General features: G+C 72.6%; 13 protein-coding genes. 8 read left to right on the top strand and 5 right to left on the bottom strand.

From position 1 onward, the window contains the following. The first annotated feature begins 21 nt into the window (after nucleotides 1–21). The 4 genes from AC6EH9_RS09040 to AC6EH9_RS09025 are packed head-to-tail and all read left to right on the top strand — an operon-like array spanning nucleotide 22 to nucleotide 3,933. The gene (locus tag AC6EH9_RS09040) at nucleotides 22–1,047 is read left to right on the top strand and encodes an iron-siderophore ABC transporter substrate-binding protein (protein ID WP_498422396.1); all 1,026 of its coding nucleotides are present in this window, start codon (nucleotides 22–24) and stop codon (nucleotides 1,045–1,047) included. Continuing rightward, nucleotides 1,044–2,096 (top strand): FecCD family ABC transporter permease, encoded by a 1,053-nt coding sequence (locus AC6EH9_RS09035; RefSeq protein WP_498422394.1) that lies wholly within the window; start codon nucleotides 1,044–1,046, stop codon nucleotides 2,094–2,096. Before AC6EH9_RS09040 ends, AC6EH9_RS09035 begins: the two co-directional genes overlap by 4 nt. Beyond that, nucleotides 2,093–3,127: a FecCD family ABC transporter permease gene (locus AC6EH9_RS09030; protein WP_498422392.1), complete on the top strand. Its 1,035-nt coding sequence runs from the start codon at nucleotides 2,093–2,095 to the stop codon at nucleotides 3,125–3,127. Before AC6EH9_RS09035 ends, AC6EH9_RS09030 begins: the two co-directional genes overlap by 4 nt. Further along, a complete protein-coding gene (locus AC6EH9_RS09025) occupies nucleotides 3,124–3,933 on the top strand; it encodes an ABC transporter ATP-binding protein (protein WP_498422390.1) in 810 nt (269 codons plus the stop codon). The genes AC6EH9_RS09030 and AC6EH9_RS09025 overlap by 4 nt, the downstream gene beginning before the upstream one ends. Nucleotides 3,934–3,964: 31 nt before the next feature. On the opposite strand, the gene AC6EH9_RS09020 is transcribed toward AC6EH9_RS09025, so the two are convergent. Beyond that, the gene (locus AC6EH9_RS09020; protein WP_498422389.1) at nucleotides 3,965–4,885 is read right to left on the bottom strand and encodes an LCP family protein; all 921 of its coding nucleotides are present in this window, start codon (nucleotides 4,883–4,885) and stop codon (nucleotides 3,965–3,967) included. Then, nucleotides 4,885–5,469: a hypothetical protein gene (locus AC6EH9_RS09015; protein ID WP_498422387.1), complete on the bottom strand. Its 585-nt coding sequence runs from the start codon at nucleotides 5,467–5,469 to the stop codon at nucleotides 4,885–4,887. The genes AC6EH9_RS09020 and AC6EH9_RS09015 overlap by 1 nt, the downstream gene beginning before the upstream one ends. A gap of 166 nt (nucleotides 5,470–5,635) precedes the next feature. Between AC6EH9_RS09015 and AC6EH9_RS09010 the strand changes: the two genes are divergently transcribed. The 4 genes from AC6EH9_RS09010 to AC6EH9_RS08995 all read left to right on the top strand — a co-directional run bounded on the left by AC6EH9_RS09010 (nucleotide 5,636) and on the right by AC6EH9_RS08995 (nucleotide 10,950). Next, nucleotides 5,636–9,412 carry a multifunctional oxoglutarate decarboxylase/oxoglutarate dehydrogenase thiamine pyrophosphate-binding subunit/dihydrolipoyllysine-residue succinyltransferase subunit gene (locus AC6EH9_RS09010; RefSeq protein ID WP_498422385.1) on the top strand — a complete coding sequence of 1,259 codons (3,777 nt, stop codon included), beginning with the start codon at nucleotides 5,636–5,638 and terminating at the stop codon, nucleotides 9,410–9,412. A gap of 7 nt (nucleotides 9,413–9,419) precedes the next feature. Next, complete coding sequence (locus AC6EH9_RS09005) at nucleotides 9,420–9,596, top strand: DUF6104 family protein (protein WP_498422383.1); 177 nt, start codon at nucleotides 9,420–9,422, stop codon at nucleotides 9,594–9,596. 73 nt (nucleotides 9,597–9,669) lie between these two features. Further along, nucleotides 9,670–10,254, top strand: coding sequence for an acetoacetate decarboxylase family protein (locus AC6EH9_RS09000; RefSeq protein WP_498422380.1), 585 nt, complete (start codon nucleotides 9,670–9,672; stop codon nucleotides 10,252–10,254). 36 nt (nucleotides 10,255–10,290) lie between these two features. Continuing rightward, the gene (locus AC6EH9_RS08995; RefSeq protein ID WP_498422379.1) at nucleotides 10,291–10,950 is read left to right on the top strand and encodes a TetR family transcriptional regulator; all 660 of its coding nucleotides are present in this window, start codon (nucleotides 10,291–10,293) and stop codon (nucleotides 10,948–10,950) included. Nucleotides 10,951–10,962: 12 nt separating this feature from the next. Here the strand turns inward: AC6EH9_RS08995 and AC6EH9_RS08990 are convergent, their stop codons facing one another. The 3 genes from AC6EH9_RS08990 to AC6EH9_RS08980 form a co-directional block, all read right to left on the bottom strand. Continuing rightward, entirely contained in the window at nucleotides 10,963–11,673 is a 711-nt protein-coding gene (locus tag AC6EH9_RS08990; RefSeq protein WP_498422377.1) for an SDR family oxidoreductase, read from the bottom strand. Further along, complete coding sequence (locus AC6EH9_RS08985; protein ID WP_498422376.1) at nucleotides 11,670–12,638, bottom strand: zinc-binding dehydrogenase; 969 nt, start codon at nucleotides 12,636–12,638, stop codon at nucleotides 11,670–11,672. The genes AC6EH9_RS08990 and AC6EH9_RS08985 overlap by 4 nt, the downstream gene beginning before the upstream one ends. 117 nt (nucleotides 12,639–12,755) lie before the next feature. After that, nucleotides 12,756–13,973 carry an NAD(P)-dependent malic enzyme gene (locus tag AC6EH9_RS08980; RefSeq protein WP_498422375.1) on the bottom strand — a complete coding sequence of 406 codons (1,218 nt, stop codon included), beginning with the start codon at nucleotides 13,971–13,973 and terminating at the stop codon, nucleotides 12,756–12,758. Between the last annotated feature and the right edge of the window lie 118 nt (nucleotides 13,974–14,091).

Genomic DNA, 14,091 nt, shown 5'->3' with positions numbered 1-14,091 from the left:
CCCGCTGAAAGGACAACCCCCGTGCGTTCTCTGCGCCTCCTGGCCGGCTCCGCCGCCGTCGCCGGCCTCCTGCTCTCCGGCTGCGGCACCGACGACTCGGAGCCGAAGGCAGCCGCCGCCGACGACTCCTCGTCGACGCAGTTCCCGATCACCATCGAGCACGCGCTCGGCAAGACCGTCATCGAGAAGGCCCCGGAGCGGGTCGCCACGGTCAACTGGGCCAACCACGAGGTGCCGCTGGCCCTCGGCGTGGTGCCGGTGGGCATGGCCGCCGCCAACTTCGGCGACGACGACGGCGACGGCGTGCTGCCGTGGGTGGCCGACAAGCTCGAGGAGCTCGACGCCGAGACGCCGGTGCTCTTCGACGAGACCGACGGCATCGACTTCGAGGCCGTCGCGGACACCGCGCCCGACGTCATCCTGGCCGCTTACTCCGGACTGACCCAGGAGGACTACAAGACGCTGAGCGAGATCGCTCCCGTGGTCGCCTACCCCGAGGCGCCGTGGGCGACCGAGTGGCGCGACATGATCACGCTCAGCAGCGAGGCGATGGGGATGGCCGAGGAGGGCGAGAAGCTCGTCGCCGACCTCGAGAGCGAGATCAGCGAGACCGTCGCGGAGCACCCCGAGCTCGAGGGCAAGTCGGCGATGTTCCTCACCCACGTCGACACCAGCGACCTCAGCGAGGTCAGCTACTACACCACCCACGACACCCGGGCGAAGTTCTTCGCCGACCTGGGCCTGGGCACCCCGCAGAGCATCGCGACCGCCTCCGCGGAGTCCGAGGAGTTCTCGGGCACGCTCAGCGCCGAGCAGATCGACGCCCTCGACGACGTCGAGATCATCGTGACCTACGGCGACCAGGAGCTGGTCGACGCACTGAAGGGCGACCCGCTGCTCTCGAAGATGCCCGCGGTGAAGAACGACGCCATCGTGCTGCTGCCGAACAACCCGCTGGGCACCGCGGCGAACCCGACGCCGCTGTCCATCTCCTACGTCCTGGAGGACTACGCCGCGATGCTCGCCGAGGCAGCCGGGGCCGAGTGAGCCCCGCAGCCACCGCGAGCAAGCAGACCGCCTCGGGCGCCGCCGTCGTGCGGCGCCCGAGGCGGCTGCGCGCCCTCTGGCTCCTGGCCGCCCTCGGCGTGCTCGTCGTGCTCGCGGCCTGGTCGGTGGCGATCGGCTCGCGCGACGTCGCCTGGGCCGACATCGTCGCCGCCCTGGGCGGCTCCAGCGACACCCTCGAGGAGGCGGCGGTCACCAAGCGCATCCCGCGCACCCTGCTCGCCCTCGCCGTGGGCGCCGCGCTCGGCCTGGCCGGCGCGGTCATGCAGGGGGTGACCCGCAACCCGCTCGCCGACCCCGGCATCCTCGGCGTCAACATGGGCGCGTCGCTGGCGGTGATCACCGCGATGGCCTGGTTCGGCCTCTCCACGGCCGCCGGCTACGTCTGGGTCGCGATCGCCGGCGCCGGCCTCTCCGCGGCGTTCGTGTACGCCGTCGGCTCGCTCGGCCGCGGCGGGGCGACCCCGCTGAAGCTGGCCCTGGCCGGCACCGCCACCTCCGCGGCGTTCGCCTCCTTCATCACCGCGGTCTCGCTGCCGCGCGGCGACATCGCCGGGGCGGTGCGCTCCTGGCAGGTCGGCGGGGTGGGCGGCGCGTCGCCGGAGACGATCCGCCTGGTCGCGCCGTTCCTGCTGGCCGGGCTGGCGATCTGCCTGCTCTGCGCGAAGGGCCTCAACTCCCTGGCCCTCGGCGACGAGGTCGCCGCCGGCCTGGGCGAGCGGGTGGCGCTGACCCGCGGCACGGCCGCGCTGGGCGCCGTGCTGCTGTGCGGCGCCGCCACGGCGGCGGCCGGGCCGATCGGCTTCGTCGGGCTCGTCGTGCCGCACCTGTGCCGGATGCTCGTCGGCATCGACCACCGCTGGCTGCTGCCGTTCTCGGCGATCACCGGCGCCGGGCTGCTCACCGCCGCGGACGTGGTGGGGCGGATCGTGGCCCGCCCGAGCGAGGTCGACGTCGGGATCATCACCGCGCTGGTCGGCGCCCCGTTCTTCATCCACGTCGTCCGTCGTCAGAAGGTGCGCGCGCTGTGAGCCTCACCAGTCTCGAGCGGGTGAGCGCCGGTCGCGCCCGCCGCGGCCGCCGGCGCCGTACGGTCGTCGCCGTGCTCGGCCTGCTGGTCGTCGCCTTCTTCGCGGCGAGCCTGATGGTGGGACGGACGTTCTACCCGCCGGGCGACGTCCTCGCCGTGATCGCCGGGCACGACGTGCCCGGCGCGTCCTTCACGGTGGGCCGGCTCCGGCTGCCCCGGGCGGTGCTGGCGCTGCTGGTCGGGCTCAGCTTCGGGCTGGCCGGCGTCACCTTCCAGACCATGCTGCGCAACCCCCTCGCCAGCCCCGACATCATCGGGATCAGCGCCGGCTCGAGCGCCGCGGCGGCGTTCGCGATCGTCACCCTGGGCCTGTCCGGCCCGAACGTCTCGGTCATCGCCATCCTCGCCGGGCTCGGCGTCGCGCTGCTGATCTACGTGCTGTCGTTCCGCGACGGCGTCGCCGGGACCCGGCTGATCCTGATCGGCATCGGCATCGCGGCGATGCTCGAGAGCGTCACCGCCTACATCCTCAGCCGGGCCGCCCAGTGGGACCTGCAGGAGGCCACCCGCTGGCTCACCGGGAGCCTGAACAGCTCCGGGTGGGACGACGTGGTGCCCACCGCGCTCGCACTGGTCGTCCTCGGCCCGCTGCTGCTCTCGCGGATGCGCGACCTGGAGATGCTCCAGCTCGGCGACGACGCCGCCTCGGCGCTCGGCGTGCGCGTGGAGCGCACCCGGCTCGTGGTGATCGTCGCCGCGGTCGGCCTGGTCGCCTTCGCCACCGCGGCCGCCGGACCGATCGCCTTCGTCGCGTTCCTCGCCGGCCCGATCGCGGCGCGCGTGGTCGGCCCCGGGGCCTCGCTGCTGGTGCCCTCCGCGCTCGTCGGGGCCCTGCTCGTCCTGGTCGCCGACCTGTGCGGCCAGTACGCCTTCGGCCACCGCTACCCGGTCGGCGTGGTCACCGGCGTGCTCGGTGCCCCGTACCTCGTCTACCTCATCGTCCGCACCAACCGCGTCGGAGGCTCACTGTGACCGCCCACCACACCCTCACCGTCGAGGACCTCACCCTCGGCTACGGCGAGCGGACCGTCATCGAGTCCCTCGACCTGCTGGTGCCCAGCGGCGCGGTGACCGCGATCGTCGGCGCCAACGCGTGCGGCAAGTCGACGCTGCTGCGCTCGATGTCGCGACTGCTGCGTCCCCGCGCCGGGCACGTGCTGCTCGACGGCAAGCAGGTGCACCGGATGCCCGCCAAGGAGCTGGCCCGCACCCTCGGTCTGCTCCCCCAGTCCCCGCTCGCACCGGAGGGCATCACCGTCAGCGACCTGGTCGGGCGCGGGCGCCATCCCCACCAGCGGATGCTCGCGCGCTGGAGCGCCGAGGACGACGCCGCGGTGGCCGGCGCGCTCGAGGCCACCGACACCGTGGCGCTCGCCGACCGCCCCGTCGACGAGCTCTCCGGCGGGCAGCGTCAGCGGGTGTGGATCGCGATGGCGCTCGCGCAGCAGACCGACATCCTGCTGCTCGACGAGCCGACCACGTTCCTCGACGTGAGCCACCAGGTGGAGGTCCTCGACCTGCTCACCGACCTCAACCGGGCGCGCGGCACCACGATCGTGATGGTCCTGCACGACCTCAACCTCGCGGCCCGCTACGCCGACCGGCTGATCGCGCTGGCGGGTGGCCGGCTGCACGCCGCCGGCGACCCCCACGACGTGCTCACCGAGGACACCGTGCGCGCGGTCTTCGGCCTGGAGTGCAGCGTCATCGAGGACCCCGTCTCCGGGCGCCCGCTGATGTTGCCGATCGGGCGCCACCACGCCGGCGTCCCCGGCTGAGCTCCCCGGCTGAGCCGGGGCCGCCGGGGCGTCAGCAGCGCTCGATGGTGGCGTCCTTGCGGGCGAGGTCGCCGTAGCGGCGGGCCGTGGCGAGGTCGGCGAAGACCACGCTTGCGCTGCCGGCCATCCCGGTGCTGCCCGGCACGACGCAGGTGGTGATCCGGCGCGGCTGGACCTGGGCCACCGCCTGGGCGATGCGGAACAGCTCCGCAGGCGGGAGGTTCGTGTGCAGGTTCCGCATCGCGCTGAGCACCCCCTTCTCCAGGAACCCGGGCCGGGCGGCCTTGGCGTGCAGCTTGGCGTGGATGCCGCGCAGCGTGCGCTGCTGGTTGGCCGAGCGCTCGAAGTCCCCACCGGGCAGCGACTTGCGGATCCGCGAGAACGCCATCGCGCCGTACCCGTCGAGCTTGATCCGGCCCCGCTTGAAGCCGTCCTGCTTGAGGTCGGCGTCGCTGAAGGCACGCGGGTTGCGCACCTCGATGCCGCCGATGGCGTCCACCATGTCCTCGAAGAACGGGAACCGGGTGACGAAGACGTAGTCGGGCTGGATGCCGATCATGTCGCCGACGGTGCGCCCGATCAGCTGCGGTCCGCCGAAGTACAGCGCGGCGTTGACCCGGTTGGAGCCGTGCCCGGGGATGGGCACCCACGAGTCGCGCGGGATGCCGATCGCGCTGGCGGCGCCGGTGCGGGTGTTGACCCCGACCAGCTGCAGCGCGTCACCCCGGCTGCGGAGCATGTCCTGGCCCGGCCGGGCGTCGGAGCCGACCGCCAGGATCCAGACCACGTCCGGGCTCAGGTCGACCCCGGAGGCCCGCTCCACCTTGACCAGGGCCACCTCGGCGCGGTGCACCGAGGCGTCCGGGACCACCAGCGCCGTCACGCCCAGCACCACGGCGAGCACCACCCCGCGCAGCGCCCGGCCGGTCATCCCACGCGTCCTGGACCTCATCAGCGGCTCCCCTTGCTCATGTCGTAGGCGAAGACCTTCCAGGCGCCGTCCCGGCCCCGGGTGAGCATCAGCCGCCCCCGCAGCGTGACCCGGCGCTCCACCTCGCCGGCGGTGTCGAAGCGCAGCAGCACCCGCGCGGTGGCGCCGACGGCGCGCGAGCGGCTGGCGAGCACGTCGACGGCCACCACCCGGCGCACTCCGGTGACGCTCTCGATCCGCTCCCCGATGTCGGCGTTGCTCATCAGCGCGGCGTCGCGCACGGCCTGCTTGCGCGCCCCGGGCGTGAACCCGGAGAAGGCCCGGAACGACGCCCGCGGGTAGTCGCCGGCGAGGAAGGCCGCGTCCGTCCAGTCCTCCACCACCGAGGTGACCGCACGCACCACCGGGCCCCGTCTGCGGGCGGGGAGCCTGCCGGCCACCTCGCCGAGTCGCGACTGCGTGCTGAGCTCCGCACTCGCGGCGCTCGCGGAGGGCGCCGGCTCCCGGTCGGGCTCCTCGGAGTCACCCGAGCAGGCGACCCCGGTCACACCCACCAGGAGGGCCAGAGCGCCGACGCACACCCGCCTGAGTCGTGTCGTCCTCATCCGTGTGCCTCCTTCCGTCGAGGACCCCGGGGAGCGGCGCGGGACCCTGCCACCACGCCACGGCGCCAGTTCGGACCCCGGAGCCTGCAATTGTTGATCCCTGCGACTAGCCTTGAGCCTTAGTACTCACACCCCGCGCGCGTACCGGAAGAGGGCGAACACAGCCGTGCCGCAGTCCCCAGGCAGCCAGTCTCACGAAAATCCCACCGCCGACTTCGGAGCCAACGAGTGGCTCGTCGACGAGATGTACGAGCAGTTCCGCAAGGATCCCAACAGCGTCGACCCGGTCTGGGCGAAGTTCTTCGCCGCCAACGGCGACCCGAGCCGAACCGCCGGGAACGGTAGCACCGCCGCCAGCGCGACCTCCTCGCCCGCCGCCCAGCCCGCGGCGACTCCCCCGGCCGCACCGGCCGCCGAGCCCGCGGCCGCTGCGCCCAGCACCGCACCGGCTCCGGCCAAGGCTCCCGCCAAGGCCCCGGCGCCCGCCCCCAAGGCGACGCCCCGTCCGCCGGCCGCTGCCGCCGAGCCGGCTCGGAGCAACACCCCGCCGGTCGCCAAGGAGTCGGCCCCGGCCGCGCGCAGCGAGGCCAGCGACCAGCCGACGTACACCGTCATGCGCGGGGCCCCGGCCCGCACCGCGAAGAACATGGACGAGTCGCTGAGCGTCCCCACCGCGACCTCGGTGCGCTCGGTCCCGGTCAAGCTGCTGTGGGACAACCGCACCGTGATCAACAACCACCTCGCGCGCGCCCGCGGCGGCAAGGTGTCGTTCACCCACATCATCGGCTACGCCCTGGTCCAGGCGCTCAAGGCGATCCCCGAGATGAACGTCGGCTTCGACACCGTCGACGGCAAGCCCAACCTGATCACGCCCGCCCACGTGAACCTCGGCCTGGCCATCGACGTACCCAAGCCCGACGGCAGCCGCCAGCTGCTGGTGCCCTCCATCAAGGCGGCCGAGTCGATGGACTTCGCGGCCTTCTGGACCGCCTACGAGGACATCGTGCGCAAGGCGCGCGACAACAAGCTGACCGTGGCCGACTTCCAGGGCACCACGATGTCGCTGACCAACCCCGGCGGCATCGGCACCGTGCACTCCGTGCCGCGGCTGATGAAGGGCCAGGGCGCGATCATCGGCGTCGGCGCGATGGAGTACCCCGCGGAGTACCAGGGCGCCTCCGACGAGACGCTGACCCGCAACGCGGTCAGCAAGGTGATGACGCTGACGTCCACCTACGACCACCGGGTGATCCAGGGCGCGCTCTCGGGCGAGTTCCTGCGCAAGGTGCACCAGCTGCTGCTCGGCGCGGACGACTTCTACGACGAGATCTTCCGCTCGCTGCGGATCCCCTACGAGCCGATCCGCTGGGCCAAGGACATCGCGGCCACCCACGACGACGAGATCAGCAAGCAGGCCCGGATCCTCGAGCTGATCCACGCCTACCGGGTGCGCGGGCACATGATGGCCGACACCGACCCGCTGGAGTACCGCCAGCGCAGCCACCCCGACCTCGAGGTGGAGACGCACGGGCTCACCCTGTGGGACCTCGACCGCGAGTTCGCCACCGGCTCCTTCGGTGGCGAGGGCCGACGCTTCCTCAAGCTGCGCGACATCCTCGGCATCCTGCGCGACTCCTACTGCCGCACCACCGGCATCGAGTACATGCACATCCAGGACCCCGAGCAGCGCCGCTGGATCCAGGAGCGCGTCGAGCAGCCGCACGTGAAGCCGCCGCGCGAGGAGCAGCTGCGGATCCTGCTCAAGCTCAACCAGGCCGAGGCCTTCGAGACGTTCCTGCAGACCAAGTTCGTCGGCCAGAAGCGGTTCAGCCTCGAGGGCGGCGAGACCACCGTCCCGCTGCTCGACGAGCTCTGCGAGGCCGCCGCCGAGGCGCGGCTCAGCGAGGTCGCGATCGGGATGGCCCACCGCGGCCGGCTCAACGTGCTCGCCAACATCGTCGGCAAGAACTATTCCCAGATCTTCCGCGAGTTCGAGGGCAACATCGACCCGCGCACCGTCCAGGGCTCCGGCGACGTGAAGTACCACCTCGGCGCCGAGGGCGAGTTCGTGGCCGGGTCCGGCGACAAGATCAAGGTCTCCGTGGCCGCGAACCCCTCGCACCTCGAGGCGGTCGACCCGGTCCTGGAGGGCATCGCCCGCGCCAAGCAGGACGTGCTCGACCGCGGCGCGGCCTACCCCGTCCTGCCGCTGCTCGTGCACGGCGACGCGGCCTTCGCGGGCCAGGGCGTGGTCGCCGAGACGCTCAACCTCTCGCAGCTGCGCGGCTACCGCACCGGCGGCACCATCCACGTGGTGGTCAACAACCAGGTCGGGTTCACCACCTCCCCCGGCTCCTCGCGCTCGTCGCTGTACTGCACCGACGTGGCCCGGATGGTCCAGGCGCCGATCTTCCACGTCAACGGCGACGACCCCGAGGCGTGCATCCGAGTGGCGCGGCTGGCCTTCGAGTACCGCCAGGCGTTCAACAAGGACGTCGTCATCGACCTGGTCTGCTACCGCCGGCGCGGTCACAACGAGGGCGACGACCCGTCGTACACCCAGCCGCTGATGTACGACCTGATCGAGCAGAAGCGCTCGGTGCGCAAGCTCTACACCGAGTCCCTGATCGGTCGCGGCGACATCACCGTCGAGGAGGCCGAGCAGGTCCTGCGCGACTACCAGCAGCAGCTGGAGCGGGTCTTCACCGAGGTCCGCGAGGCCACCGGCCAGCCCTCGGAGTGGACCACGGTCCCGGACTATCCGGAGAAGCCCGCCGGCGAGACCAAGACCGCCATCTCCGCCGAGGTGCTCAAGCGCATCTCCGACGCCTACATCACTCCGCCGGAGGGCTTCACGGTCCACCCGAAGGTGATGCCGCAGCTGCAGCGCCGGGCCGCCGCCATCACCGACGGCCCGATCGACTGGGGCACCGGCGAGATCCTCGCCTTCGGCGCGCTGCTGATGGACGGGCGCCCGGTGCGCCTGGCCGGCCAGGACTCGCGCCGCGGCACGTTCGTGCAGCGCTTCGCGACGATCATCGACCGCACCAACGCCGACGAGTGGACCCCGCTGGCCACCCTCACCGAGGACCAGGCGAAGTTCCACGTCTACGACTCGCTGCTCAGCGAGTACGCCGCGCTCGGCTTCGAGTACGGCTACTCCGTGGCCCGTCCCGAGGCGCTGGTGCTGTGGGAGGCGCAGTTCGGCGACTTCGTCAACGGCGCGCAGACGATCATCGACGAGTTCATCAGCTCCAGCGAGACCAAGTGGCGCCAGCAGTCGGGTGTCGTGCTGCTGCTGCCGCACGGCTACGAGGGTCAGGGACCCGACCACTCCTCGGCGCGCATCGAGCGGTTCCTGATGATGGCGGCCGACGAGGCCTTCGTGGTGGCCCAGCCGTCCACGCCGGCGTCGTACTTCCACCTGCTGCGTCGCCACTCGCTGGGCGAGGAGCACAAGCCGCTGATCGTCTTCACCCCGAAGTCGATGCTCAAGCGCAAGGAGGCGGCCTCCAAGCCGTCGGACTTCACCGAGGGGACCTCCTTCCGGCCCTTCATCGGCGACGACAACGCCGACCCCGACAAGGTGGAGACGCTGCTGCTGTGCTCGGGCCGGGTGACCTGGGACCTGATGGTCCAGCGGGCCAAGCTCGACAACGCCGAGACGTTCGCCGTGGGTCGCGTGGAGCAGCTCTACCCGCGCCCCGAGGCGGAGATCCGCGCCGAGATCGCCAAGTACCCGAACCTCAAGCGGGTCCGCTGGGTGCAGGACGAGCCCGCCAACATGGGCCCGTGGCCGCACTACCAGCTGAACCTGTGGACCGATCTGGACGTCACCGTCGAGCCGGTCACCCGCACCGCCTCGTCGTCGCCGTCGGTCGGCACGATCAAGCGCCACCAGGAGGAGCAGCGCGACCTGCTCGACCGGGCGTTCGCGGGCTAGGTCGGTCGTGTACTTCACCGATCGCGGGATCGAGGAGCTCGAGAAGCGCCGGGGTGACGAGGAGGTCACCCTGGCGTGGGTGGCGGCGCGTCTGCAGGAGTTCACCGACACCCACCCGGAGTTCGAGACGCCGGTGGAGCGCTTCGCCACCTGGCTGGCCCGCCTCGACGATCCGGACGACTAGCTCCACCCCAGCCGATCCCGGCATCTGAGAAGGCCCCTCGCCCGGACATGCCCGCAGCCGCAAGGCTGCGGGCATGTTTCCGTCTCCCCCCTGGAACATGGTCGGCGACCTGTGGCTCTCGCTGTTCCGCGTGCGCGGTGTCGCGGGTCGTCCCGACGGCGTGTGCGGCGTGGCGCTGGTCGACTACCGGCCGGGCAGCCCGCTCACCTACCACGAGCTGCTGGTGGCCCGGCTGGTCAAGGACGGGCGGCACCGGCGGGTGACGATCAGCGACATCTGGGTCGACTCGGCGGCCTCCATGCAGGGCGGGCGCGCGCTGTGGGCGATCCCCAAGGAGCTGGCCGACTTCCGCCACGAGACCACCCGGCTGGGGCCGCTGGTCAGCGCCCGCTGGTCCGCCTCACTGGGCGAGCGGCCGATCGTCTCCGCGACGTTCCGCGACGCCTCCCGACTGGCGGTGCGGGTGCCGTTCGCGGGCAGCACCTGGCAGCGCCACGAGGACGGGCGCCCGGTGGTCGCCCAGCTCACCGGGTCGGCCCGTTCGCTGCCGGCCCGGGGACACTGGGAGTTCGCCGCTGACGGTCCGCTGGGCTGGCTGCACGGGAGCCGACCGCTGGCGACGGTGCGGATGGTGGACTTCCGGATGTCCTTCCGCTGAGGAGAGCGGCGCCCGCGCGCGGGCTACGATCCTCAGGTGAGCGGTACCGAGAGCGCCCCGCGCGCCTCCCGGGTCGAGCGCAAGGAGCTGACCCGCCAGGCGCTGCTGGAGGCCGCCCTGACCCTCTCCGAGCAGCACACGTTCGCGACGGTGACCCTGCGCCAGGTCACCCGCGAGGTGGGGATCGTGCCGACGGCGTTCTACCGGCACTTCGCCTCCCTCGACGACCTCGGCCTCGAGCTGGTCACCGAGTCGTTCGCCTCCCTGCGCGCGATGCTGCGCGACGTACGCCGCGGCGACACCGACCTGCTCGGCGTCACCGACCGCTCGGTGACGGTGCTGCTCGCGCACGTGCACGCCCACCGGGCACACTTCGGCTTCATCTCCCGCGAGCGCACGGCGGGCCCGCCGGCCGTGCGCGACGCCGTACGCCACCAGATCGACCTCGTCGAGCAGGAGCTCGCCGCCGACGTCGTCGAGATCGTCGGCACCGGGCGCTACTCCGCGCGCGACGCCGGAGTCCTCGCCAACCTGATCGTCACCGCGATGGTCGCCATCGTGGAGGCGATCCTGCGCGCCGACGGCGACCCGGAGGCGGAGAGCACGATCGCCGACGACGCCCGCACCCAGCTGCGGATGATGCTGGTCGGCGCCGCCCACTGGCGCTCGCCCCCGGAGGACGCCCCGGCGCGGTGACCGGGGGCGGCCTCAGCGGGGACCGGGGCGCACCGTCACGTCCGGGATCGTGGCGTCGGGCGGCAGGTCGAGGCAGTGCAGCACCGTGGCGACCACCGAGGCCGGGTCGATCCACTGCCCGGGGTCGTAGTCCTTGCCCTCCTGACGGTGCACGAGCTCCTGCATCGGGGTCGCGGTGCGGCCGGGATAGACGCTGGTGACCCGTACGCCGTGCGCGTGCTCCTCGGCGCGCAGCGCGTCGGCCAGCGCCCGCAGCCCGAACTTGGAGGCGGCGTAGGCCGACCACTGCGGGTTCGCGCTCAGCCCGGCGCCGGAGTTCACGAACAGCACCTGCCCCCTCGCCGCCCGCAGCGCCGGCAGGCAGGCCCGGGTCAGCACCGCCGGCGCCAGCAGGTTGACGTCGAGCTGGGCGCGCCAGGCCCGGGTGGAGAGCTCGCCGACGGTGCCCAGCTCGACGACGCCCGCCACCTGCAGCACGGTGTCCAGGAGCTCGATGTCGTGGTGGGCCAGGCCGGCGAGGACGGCGTCGTCGAGGGAGTCGGCGTCGGACAGGTCGGCCACCACGGTGAGCGCGCCGTGGTAGCAGGCCGCCAGCTCGTCGGCCCGCGCCGCCGAGCGCGCCAGCAGCACCAGCCGGTCGCCGCGCTCGTGCAGGGCTCGGGCGAGGCCGGCCCCGATGCCGGAGCTCGCGCCGGTGATCAGGTGGGTGCGCGGCGCGCTCACCGGGTGAAGACGACCTTGCCGAAGAGGTCGCCGGAGGCCATCGCCGCGAAGCCCTCGCGCGCGTCCGTCATCGCCAGGGTCCGGTCGACGAGCGGGCGGGTGCCGGTCGCGTCCAGCATCTCCACCAGCGAGGCCAGCTCGCCACGGGTCCCCATGGTCGAGCCGATCACCCGCAGCTGCAGGAAGAAGATCCGGGTGAGCTCGGCGTCGTCGAGCTTGGGCCCGGACGTGGTGCCGGAGATGACGATCGCGCCGCCGGGACGCAGCGCGCGCACCGAGTGCGACCAGGTGGCCCGCCCGACGGTCTCCATCACCGCGTCGACCTTGCGCGGGAGCCGGGCGTTGCTCTCGTACACCTCGTGGGCGCCGATCTCCAGCGCCCGGGCCCGCTTGGCCTCGTCACGGCTGGTGGCGAGCACCCGCAGCCCGGCGGCCCGGGCCAGCACGATCAGCGCCGTCGCCACGCCGCCGCCGGCACCCTGCACCAGCACGCAGTCGCCGGCCTTGAGCCCGCCCTGCACGAACAGCATCCGGTAGGCGGTCAGCCAGGCGGTCGGCAGGCAGGCGGCCTCCTCGAAGGAGAGCGACGCCGGCTTGGCCACGACGTTGCGCCGGGGCACCACGACCTTGTCGGCGAAGGTGCCCTGGTGGCGCTCGGAGAGCAGCGAGCGTCGCGGGTCCAGCGTCTCGTCGCCGGTCCACGAGGGGTCGCTGACGACCGCGTGCACGACGACCTCGTTGCCGTCCTCGTCGAGCCCGGCCGCGTCGCAGCCGAGGATCATCGGCAGCGACTCCTCCTTGAGCCCGACCCCGCGCAGCGACCAGAGGTCGTGGTGGTTGAGCGAGGCGGCCTTGACGGTGACCGTGGTCCACCCGTCGGGGGCGACCGGATCGGGGCGCTCCCCCACCACCAGGCCGCTCAGCGGGTCGTCGGAGGAGAAGGACTCTGCGTAGACGGCGAACATGACGCTCACGCTAGCGGCAGAGCACAACCTCGGGCGCGTGCGGACGCGGCACGTCCACACTGCGAGCCGACCCGGACCGGCGCGGGCACCCGAGGGGCGCGGCGCCGGCGGGGCGGATCAGCGGCGGGCGACCCCGTCGCGTCGAGCGGCCTCGGCGACCGCGGTGGCCACGGCGGTGCCGACCCGGGGGTCGAACGGCGAGGGGATGATCATCTCCTCGCTCAGCTCCTCGCCCACCAGCTCGGCCAGCGCGTTGGCGGCGGCGAGCTTCATGCCCTCGGTGATCGCGGTGGCGTGCACGTCGAACGCGCCACGGAAGATCCCCGGGAAGGCGAGCACGTTGTTGATCTGGTTGGGGAAGTCGGAGCGGCCGGTCGCCACCACACGGGCGTGGCGGTGGGCGACCTCGGGGAGCACCTCGGGGGTGGGGTTGGCGAGGCCGAAGATGATCGCGTCGTCGGCCATCGTGGCGACGTACTCCTCGGGCACGGTGCCGCCGGAGACGCCGATGTAGACGTCCGCCCCGTCCAGGGCGTCGGCCAGCGAGCCGGCGCGGCCGGTCTTGTCGGCGGTCTCGGCCGCCAGGGCGCGCTTGACCGGCGTCAGGTCGCTGCGCTGGGAGGTGACCACGCCCTGCCGGTCGATGACCGCGAGATCGCGCACGCCCGCGGCGAGCAGGATCTTGGCGACGGCGACGCCGGCGGCGCCGGCCCCGGAGATCACCACGCGGGTGGTCTCCATGACCCGGCCGGTGATCACCAGCGCGTTCTTCAGCGCGGCCAGCGCGACGACCGCCGTGCCGTGCTGGTCGTCGTGGAAGACCGGGATGTCGAGCATGGCCTTGAGCCGGTCCTCGATCTCGAAGCAGCGCGGCGCCGAGATGTCCTCGAGGTTGATGCCACCGAAGCTCGGGGCCAGCCGGGCGACGGTCTCGATGATCTCCTCGACGTCGGTGGTGGCCAGGCAGATCGGGACGGCGTCGACGTTGCCGAACTGCTTGAACAGCACCGCCTTGCCCTCCATCACCGGCATCGCGGCGGCGGGGCCGATGTCGCCCAGGCCCAGCACCGCGGTGCCGTCGGTGACGACCGCGACGGTGTTGGGCACCCAGGTGTAGTGCTGGGTCAGCTCGGGGTCGGCCGCGATCGCCTCGCAGACCCGGGCCACGCCCGGGGTGTAGGCGAGGGAGAGCTCGTCCTTGCCGGCCAGCGCGACCTGCGAGCGGATCTCCATCTTGCCGCCGACGTGGAGGTCGAAGACCGGGTCCCCGGCATGCGGGTGCGCGGGGACGACGGGAGCGGGGGCGAGGTCGGGCGAGGTGGCGTCAGCAGACATGACGGATCAGAACTCTCCTGGGTGGCCAGCTGGCCGTTCGGCGAACGGGTGGGCGCAGCTCGACGCGAGAGGTGTGTCGCGGAACTACATGGACCGGGGGTCTCCCGCGGGCAAGTGT

Source organism: Nocardioides sp. Z21_20 (genome assembly GCF_059766585.1).
The sequence above is the reverse complement of the archived record's forward strand: the minus strand, read 5'-3'. Positions and strand labels throughout refer to the sequence as shown.

Excerpts from the sequence above, each read along its gene's own strand:
- AC6EH9_RS09000 (WP_498422380.1), top strand. The coding sequence starts at position 9,670 with ATGTTTCCGTCTCCCCCCTGGAACATGGTCGGCGACCTGTGGCTCTCG.
- AC6EH9_RS09015 (WP_498422387.1), bottom strand. The coding sequence starts at position 5,469 with ATGAGGACGACACGACTCAGGCGGGTGTGCGTCGGCGCTCTGGCCCTC.
- AC6EH9_RS08985 (WP_498422376.1), bottom strand. The coding sequence starts at position 12,638 with ATGTTCGCCGTCTACGCAGAGTCCTTCTCCTCCGACGACCCGCTGAGC.
- AC6EH9_RS08980 (WP_498422375.1), bottom strand. The coding sequence starts at position 13,973 with ATGTCTGCTGACGCCACCTCGCCCGACCTCGCCCCCGCTCCCGTCGTC.
- AC6EH9_RS09020 (WP_498422389.1), bottom strand. The coding sequence starts at position 4,885 with ATGAGGTCCAGGACGCGTGGGATGACCGGCCGGGCGCTGCGCGGGGTG.